Here is a 6286-nt window from a genome sequence, read left to right on the forward strand (position 1 = left end):
CATTCTCAATGCATCGGCTGGCGTAAGTCGAAAATCTGGCCCGGCGGGTGGAGTCGAAGGTGTCCACGGCCTTCATCAGGCCGATGGTGCCGATGGAGATCAAATCGTCCTGCTCACCGGGGAGAGCGTAGTATTTTTTGGCGATGTGGGCCACGAGGCGCAGGTTATGGCGGATGAGCTTTTCCCGGGCGGACGGGTCGCCCTCCCGCAAAGCGGAAAAGGTCTTGATCTCCTCCTGCGGGCTGAGCGGGCGGGGAAAGCTGCCGCTTTCCAGATGAAGCGCAAGAAACAGAAACTTTGTGGCAAAAAACTGCAAAAGAGATAAAAATATGGCGAGTCCCTCCCCAAAGCATCATAAATTGTTACTATAATTTATGATGGAGGGCTTGACCTTTTTCCTGACGTCGGGCAGGCACACCGTCAAAAATGGTCTCCCGCTCCAGTTCTTCAATCAGGCTGGAAAAATCGCTGATGTTGCGGCTGATGCGGTCCAGACGGTAGACCACAATGGCCTTGAATTTCCGTTCCTTGGCCGCAGTCATCATCTTTTTGAAGTCCGGGCGGTTCAGGTTGCCGCCGGAAAAGCCCTCGTCCTCAAAGACAACGGCATGTTCCGCGGCGGCATCGCCGTAGTGAGTGCGGATATATTCGCGGCAGAGGTCAATCTGATTTCCGATACTTTCGCCCTTGCCGGTATAGCGGGACTTGCGGGAATAGATGGCAATGGTGTCAGCAGTTTTGGACATGAGATACTCCTTTCCTGTTGTCCGGTGGCCGTAGATGCGGCTATTGTAGCATGGTAGGCCATCTTTGCAAAGAAAAATAACGATAGTCATACATAGCTGAGCCAACTCAAGGCGAAATGCGATATGCCGGAATGCAATCCCACAAAGTGCCGGAAGGGGAGGAATGACCATGCAATTTAACCATGATGAGCTGATGCTGATGATGCTCTACAATACCGGCACCTGGCAGGGGCTGGTGCGGGAGCTGCGGCTGATGCAGTGCTACCTGATGCCGGATGAAACTGCTTTGCGGGAACTGTCAGAGCGGGTCATTGAAAAGCTGAAACGGCTGACGGATGCCGAGTTTGCAGGACTGGAATTTCCAATGAACTGATTTTTGCCGCCTGCGGGCGGCGTACATAAGAGCTTTCGCATCCTGCAAAGGTATGATATACTGAAGCTGACAGCTTTCAGGTCGCAGATAAAAGATAAGAGGTGCTTTTTATGGCAGGTTTGAAGGGAAAGACCGGTATCGTGACCGGCGGCAGCAGCGGGATCGGTTTCCAGATCGCAAATGTGCTGGCTCAGGCCGGCGCGACAGTTTATGTCATCAGCCGCACCGGCAAGCCCAAAGAGGGTGTAGGCGAAAGTGCACCGGGCGTTGTCCATCTGCGGGGTGACATCGGCAATGCAGAAGCTATGAAAACACTGGTGGCGGAGCTGGCCGCAAAGCATAACGGCCGTCTTGATTTTCTGGTAAACAACGCAGGCGTCAGCTATAAATGCCGGGCCGAGGACTTTCCCATGGAGCAGTTTGACAATATCATGAATGTGAATGTCAAATACCTGTTCCAGATGAGTGTGATTTGCTACCCCTATCTGAAGAAAAGTGCGGACAAGGGCCGCATCATCAACATCACCAGCATGAGCGCCCATCTGGGCTTCAGCGAGGTGGTGCCGTACTGTGCCAGCAAGGGCGCTGTGCTGGCGATGACCCGCGCTCTGGCCGTGGAGTGGGCGCAGGACAACATCACCGTCAACAGCATTGCGCCGGGGTGGTTCCGCAGCAAAATGAACGAGCAGGTAGTGGACGCAGCCCGGGAGCAGAAAATTCTGAACCGGATGCCGCTGCACGCCTACGGTGACACCCGCGACTTGGGTAAGATGGCCGAATTCTTGGTGGGCGATGGTGCCGCTTATATCACCGGACAGGATTTTGCCGTGGATGGCGGCGCACTGGCGTTCGGTTATTGAGAGGAGCTTCTCTGCAATTTTTCGGCAGCTTCGCTCGTATTCCAGATAAAGGAACCGAATTTCGTTGGCATAACGGAGGAACCATTATGGCAATCTTTGAAAAGACCATCCGAAACAAGAATTTTGACAAACTGATTCGGAAGCTGGAACAGGAAATTCCGGACAGCAGCTGGTCGGCCAATCTGGAAGCGGGCAGCGACTTCAAAGAGGGCGATGCCCGGTGCAGCGTTCGTGTGTTTGAACGGTACAGCATGATGGGCGGCAACCGCCTGAGCCTGACGTTGACCATGTTCCAGAATGGGGACAGCCCCATCCGGCTGTCTGCCATCACCGCAGGAGGCAGTCAAGCGGTGTTCTTCAAGGTGAACACCCTCGGAGAAGAATCTTTTCTGGACGATGTAAAAGACCTGCTGGAAGAAATTTTGGAGGAATAAGATGTTTTACGCTGGATTTGATATGCTGTTCAGCATTCTGTTTCCCATCCTGTTCCTTGTGGTTTTGGGTATGATCCTATACACCATCATCGGAAATATCAGCACATGGAATAAAAACAACCATTCGCCGCGGCTGACTGTTCCGGCAACGGTTGTGGCAAAGCGAACGGAAGTTTCTCGCCACCATACAGACAATACGATGACGCATACGTTCACGACCTATTATGTGACCTTTCAGGTAGAGAGCGGCGACCGCATGGAAATTACCGTAAGTGGTTCGGACTACGGAATGCTTGTGGAGGGCGACATTGGAAAGCTGAGTTTTCAGGGCACCCGCTATCTTGGGTTTGAGCGGAACTGAACATCCCTGTTCAATTTGATAAATCGGAATTTGGCGAAGGAGTGTGAATGAATGAGAAAGAAAATAATTCTATCAATAGCGTTTCTAATCAGTTTATTACCAATGTTATTTAACCAATATGGTGGATTAAAAGGTGTACAGGAAATTACCGGCTTGATAAATCTGCTCAATCCTATTGGAATAGTGTCTGTCATTTTGTTTGTTTTAGGAGTATGGTTTCCCTTCAAGAAACGAGTTGTTAGTAAAAGTTTAGGCGCATTAGGCGTGATTGGGATTGTGGTCTCCGAAATATATAAATTCCTCACCTGGCATACATTGACTGTCACCGGTGAAGTCAGTTTACAGAATAGCATTCGATTAGCATTCCCCGAGTTTTATATAGGATTGACCATTTCTTTGGTAATGGTGATTGCTTATTTTGTGATTGACAAGTAAACTTGGCATAAGGACAACTTCCAGTTTGACGAGGAGGTGCTTTACATAAAAAAGAGTATATCAAGGATTATCGGTGTGATAATGTTGATTGTAGCTATTGTATTTATAGTGTTTGCATTGAACCATCCAGAAAAGGGTTTCCCTTGGAACAATACAATTACTTGGTTACTGTATGGTATATATTTTCTTGTGACAGTGGTGCTGCTTATTGCTCCTAAGATGAAAAAGTGAGAAATTCCAGTTTATCAAATAAGTAAATCATTCCATACCTCTGCGGGCAGCGATGAAACGGCTGCCCGCTCTTTTTGTACCCTGAAACCGAAAGGAGGCTTCAAATGCCAAACAAAACCGAAGAATATCTTGCACTTGCCTGCAAAACGGCAGACAGCTTTTCGCGACAGTGGGAGCACTGGGCAGAATTTCTGATCACAGCGGCACGGCTGTACAAATACAGTTACCCGGATCAGCTGATGATCTATGCCCAAAGACCGGATGCCACGGCCTGTGCCGAGTATGATGTATGGAACAATAAAATGAACCGTTACGTCCGGCGTGGTTCCAAGGGCATTGCGCTGCTGGAGCGGTGCGGACTGGACCCCGCAGGCTGGTTTGATGAGAAAGATTTTCAGGCAGTCTACGATTTTACAACGCCGTCGGCCGTCTATGCGCTGGGAACCGCCGTCAGTGACTGCAGCCGGGAAGTCTTGCGTCAGATTGAGCGCACCGTTAAAACAACGATTCGCCGCAGAAACATTGAAAGGAGCCAAGAAGAATATGAGCAACAATCTGAACTACACGAAGACCGGGGATTATTTTCTGCCGAACCTGACCTTGAATCAGCCCCGGAAGCAGCTGAACCGGTACGGAAGGATGCGCCGGAACTATCTGATGGAGCAGCGCCCGGTGGTGTACAGCACGATGCTGCTGAACGGGACCCTGTACCCGCACCTGTGGGAGGTGGAACAGACGGCAGAAAACAGGATGCAGCAGCTGATGAAAGAACTGTTGGAGAGGAACCCGGCTCCGGACAAGGAGAAAAAACAGATGGCGTGGGTGCAGCACATGAACAGCCTGAAAGCGCAGGCAGAGGAAATGATCCTGACCGAGCTGATTTACAGCTGAATTTTCTGGAGGCGGCCATCCCCACGGAAGCACAGCAAATCGAATCCATCGACCAAGCGGAGAGCGAGAAATCGTCCTCCGCTTTTGTTTTGTCACAGGCTGATATTGAAAAAGCACTGCGGAGAGGTTCTGACTTTGAAAACAGCAAGCTTCGGATTTGGGAGATTTATCAGACACAGCCTGACCGAAAACTCCGGGCAAAAGCGCTTGCCAAAGAATATGCACCGCACGGTCCCGGTGGATGTTCGCACACCTATCTGGACGGAAGCAGTGGTTGGCTTGACCACGACAGCAAGGGACTGACATTTGAACATTAGAAAAGATTACGGCGGACCTCCCGGTATGGGGATAGGAAAAAGCAGAATCCTCTTTTTCAATGCCCAAAAGCGTGGTAGAATAGGTAAAAGATTCAGTATCTGAAAAACGGAGCGCGCAACAATGAAGATTCTGGTCAGCGCCTGCCTGCTGGGCGAAAACTGCAAATACAGCGGCGGAAACAATTACAATCAGGCGGTCTGTGATTTTGCGCGGGGGCATCAGGTGGTTCCGGTCTGCCCGGAGGTTTTGGGCGGCCTGCCCACGCCGCGGTGCCCGGCGGAAATCGTGCAGGGCGTTGTCACGAACAAAGAGGGCATCAATGTGGACCGGGAGTTCCGGGCAGGTGCAGCGAAAGCCCTTGCCATTGCAAAAGAAAATGGGGTGGAGCTTGCCATCCTGCAATCCCGCAGCCCCAGCTGCGGCGTGAAGGAAATTTACGATGGAACATTTTCCGGTACAAAAATCTCCGGACAGGGCGTTTTTGCGAAAATGCTGATGGACGAAGGCGTCCGTGTTCTGGATGCCGGGGAATTGCCTAAAATTATCTTGAAAAATGAGGACGGAAAATGTCAATCAGACTGATTTGCAGCGATATTGACGGTACGCTGCTGCAATACGGCAGGAAAGAGCTGGAAGGCGAGATCTTTGAACAGATACGGGAGCTGCATCGGCGCGGTATTTTGTTCTGCCCGGCATCCGGCCGGCAGTATACCAGCCTGCGCAAGCTCTTTGCACCGGTGGCAGACTGCTGTGTGTTTCTTTGTGAGAACGGCGGCGTGATCTATAAAGACGAACAATGCATCGCCAAGAATCCGATGCCGCGTGCATTGGCCGAAGAAATCGCCAACGACCTATGGATCCGCAGCGACGGGCAGGGCGAGGTAATGCTTTCCGGTCAGAATACTGCATACCTGATGGAGCGGAGTCTGGGAATGCTCAAGCGTATTCAGTTCATCGGGAACAATTATCAAATCATCCATGACCCTTCCGAGGTGCCGGAGGAGATCACAAAAGTATCGGTGTATCTGCACGAAGGCGTAGAATCTTACACGGAACGGTTTGTCCCACGATGGAAAGAGGCGAACTGCGCTGTGGCAGGGCCGTACTGGATCGACACCACCTTTGCCAACAAGGGCATTGGTGTGAGCAGCATCTGCAAAACTCTGGACATCGACCTTGCCGATGTGATGGCTTTTGGCGACAATTATAACGATGTGTCGATGCTGGACATTGTGGGTGTGCCCTACATTATGGATGGTGCCGCCGCACCGCTGCGGGAAAAGTACCCGAACCATACACCCCGCCCAGAGGATGTGCTGCGGGAGTTCTTGAAGCAAGCGTAAATTTGGAACGCGCACGTTCCAAATTTGAAATGATACGATATAAGGAAATATTCTGATATGACAAAAGTGCTTTTCATCTGCCATGGCAGGATTTACCGGGCATGATGAAAAGTCTCAAATCGTCTCATAAGCCCCGTTTTTAAGCGTTTTTTGTGCTTCAGTCTCAAATTTACCAAAGATTTACCAATATTTCTGGAGAGCTAGACTTGCAAAAAAATGAGCCAGAATGAGGAGATTAAAACATGAGCGAATTGAAACCAAGAATAACGGAAAACGGAATTGATTATATCCTTG

General features: G+C 50.5%; 11 protein-coding genes. 9 read left to right on the top strand and 2 right to left on the bottom strand.

Annotated elements, in window-relative coordinates:
• Nucleotides 1-316, bottom strand: a 316-nt coding sequence (locus ACT8X9_RS12380; RefSeq protein WP_444269189.1) for a sigma-70 family RNA polymerase sigma factor, incomplete at its 3' end; no start/stop codon positions are given.
• A gap of 49 nt (nt 317-365) precedes the next feature.
• Nucleotides 366-746: a recombinase family protein gene (locus tag ACT8X9_RS12385; RefSeq protein ID WP_444269190.1), complete on the bottom strand. Its 381-nt coding sequence runs from the start codon at nt 744-746 to the stop codon at nt 366-368.
• Nucleotides 747-915: 169 nt separating this feature from the next.
• On the opposite strand from ACT8X9_RS12385, the gene ACT8X9_RS12390 reads away from it, so the two are divergent.
• The 9 genes from ACT8X9_RS12390 to ACT8X9_RS12430 all read left to right on the top strand — a co-directional run bounded on the left by ACT8X9_RS12390 (nt 916) and on the right by ACT8X9_RS12430 (nt 5992).
• Nucleotides 916-1119, top strand: a complete 204-nt coding sequence (locus tag ACT8X9_RS12390) for a transposon-transfer assisting family protein (protein ID WP_444269191.1) — start codon at nt 916-918, stop codon at nt 1117-1119.
• Between the two features lie 110 nt (nt 1120-1229).
• Complete coding sequence (locus ACT8X9_RS12395) at nt 1230-1979, top strand: SDR family NAD(P)-dependent oxidoreductase (RefSeq protein WP_444269192.1); 750 nt, start codon at nt 1230-1232, stop codon at nt 1977-1979.
• Between the two features lie 86 nt (nt 1980-2065).
• On the top strand, nt 2066-2413 hold the full coding sequence (locus ACT8X9_RS12400) for a DUF6054 family protein (protein WP_444269193.1): 348 nt from the start codon (nt 2066-2068) through the stop codon (nt 2411-2413).
• Nucleotide 2414: 1 nt separating this feature from the next.
• A complete protein-coding gene (locus tag ACT8X9_RS12405) occupies nt 2415-2774 on the top strand; it encodes a DUF2500 domain-containing protein (RefSeq protein WP_444269194.1) in 360 nt (119 codons plus the stop codon).
• Nucleotides 2775-2825: 51 nt separating this feature from the next.
• Nucleotides 2826-3209, top strand: coding sequence for a hypothetical protein (locus ACT8X9_RS12410; RefSeq protein ID WP_444269195.1), 384 nt, complete (start codon nt 2826-2828; stop codon nt 3207-3209).
• A 774-nt stretch (nt 3210-3983) separates the two neighbouring features.
• A complete protein-coding gene (locus ACT8X9_RS12415; protein WP_444269196.1) occupies nt 3984-4331 on the top strand; it encodes a TnpV protein in 348 nt (115 codons plus the stop codon).
• A complete protein-coding gene (locus ACT8X9_RS12420; protein WP_444269197.1) occupies nt 4259-4648 on the top strand; it encodes a hypothetical protein in 390 nt (129 codons plus the stop codon). Before ACT8X9_RS12415 ends, ACT8X9_RS12420 begins: the two co-directional genes overlap by 73 nt.
• 121 nt (nt 4649-4769) lie before the next feature.
• A complete protein-coding gene (locus tag ACT8X9_RS12425; protein ID WP_418481961.1) occupies nt 4770-5231 on the top strand; it encodes a DUF523 domain-containing protein in 462 nt (153 codons plus the stop codon).
• The gene (locus tag ACT8X9_RS12430; protein WP_444269198.1) at nt 5216-5992 is read left to right on the top strand and encodes an HAD-IIB family hydrolase; all 777 of its coding nucleotides are present in this window, start codon (nt 5216-5218) and stop codon (nt 5990-5992) included. Before ACT8X9_RS12425 ends, ACT8X9_RS12430 begins: the two co-directional genes overlap by 16 nt.
• The last annotated feature ends 294 nt before the right edge of the window (nt 5993-6286 follow it).

Source organism: Faecalibacterium sp. (assembly GCF_052358865.1).
In the GTDB taxonomy this organism is placed as follows: Bacteria; Bacillota; Clostridia; order Oscillospirales; family Ruminococcaceae; genus Faecalibacterium; species Faecalibacterium butyricigenerans.

Bases quoted from the DNA above. Each gene is read 5' to 3' on its own strand.
- ACT8X9_RS12430 (WP_444269198.1), top strand. From the start codon at position 5,216: ATGTCAATCAGACTGATTTGCAGCGATATTGACGGTACGCTGCTGCAA.
- ACT8X9_RS12390 (WP_444269191.1), top strand. From the start codon at position 916: ATGCAATTTAACCATGATGAGCTGATGCTGATGATGCTCTACAATACC.
- ACT8X9_RS12425 (WP_418481961.1), top strand. From the start codon at position 4,770: ATGAAGATTCTGGTCAGCGCCTGCCTGCTGGGCGAAAACTGCAAATAC.
- ACT8X9_RS12415 (WP_444269196.1), top strand. From the start codon at position 3,984: ATGAGCAACAATCTGAACTACACGAAGACCGGGGATTATTTTCTGCCG.
- ACT8X9_RS12395 (WP_444269192.1), top strand. From the start codon at position 1,230: ATGGCAGGTTTGAAGGGAAAGACCGGTATCGTGACCGGCGGCAGCAGC.
- ACT8X9_RS12405 (WP_444269194.1), top strand. From the start codon at position 2,415: ATGTTTTACGCTGGATTTGATATGCTGTTCAGCATTCTGTTTCCCATC.
- ACT8X9_RS12385 (WP_444269190.1), bottom strand. From the start codon at position 746: ATGTCCAAAACTGCTGACACCATTGCCATCTATTCCCGCAAGTCCCGC.
- ACT8X9_RS12410 (WP_444269195.1), top strand. From the start codon at position 2,826: ATGAGAAAGAAAATAATTCTATCAATAGCGTTTCTAATCAGTTTATTA.
- ACT8X9_RS12400 (WP_444269193.1), top strand. From the start codon at position 2,066: ATGGCAATCTTTGAAAAGACCATCCGAAACAAGAATTTTGACAAACTG.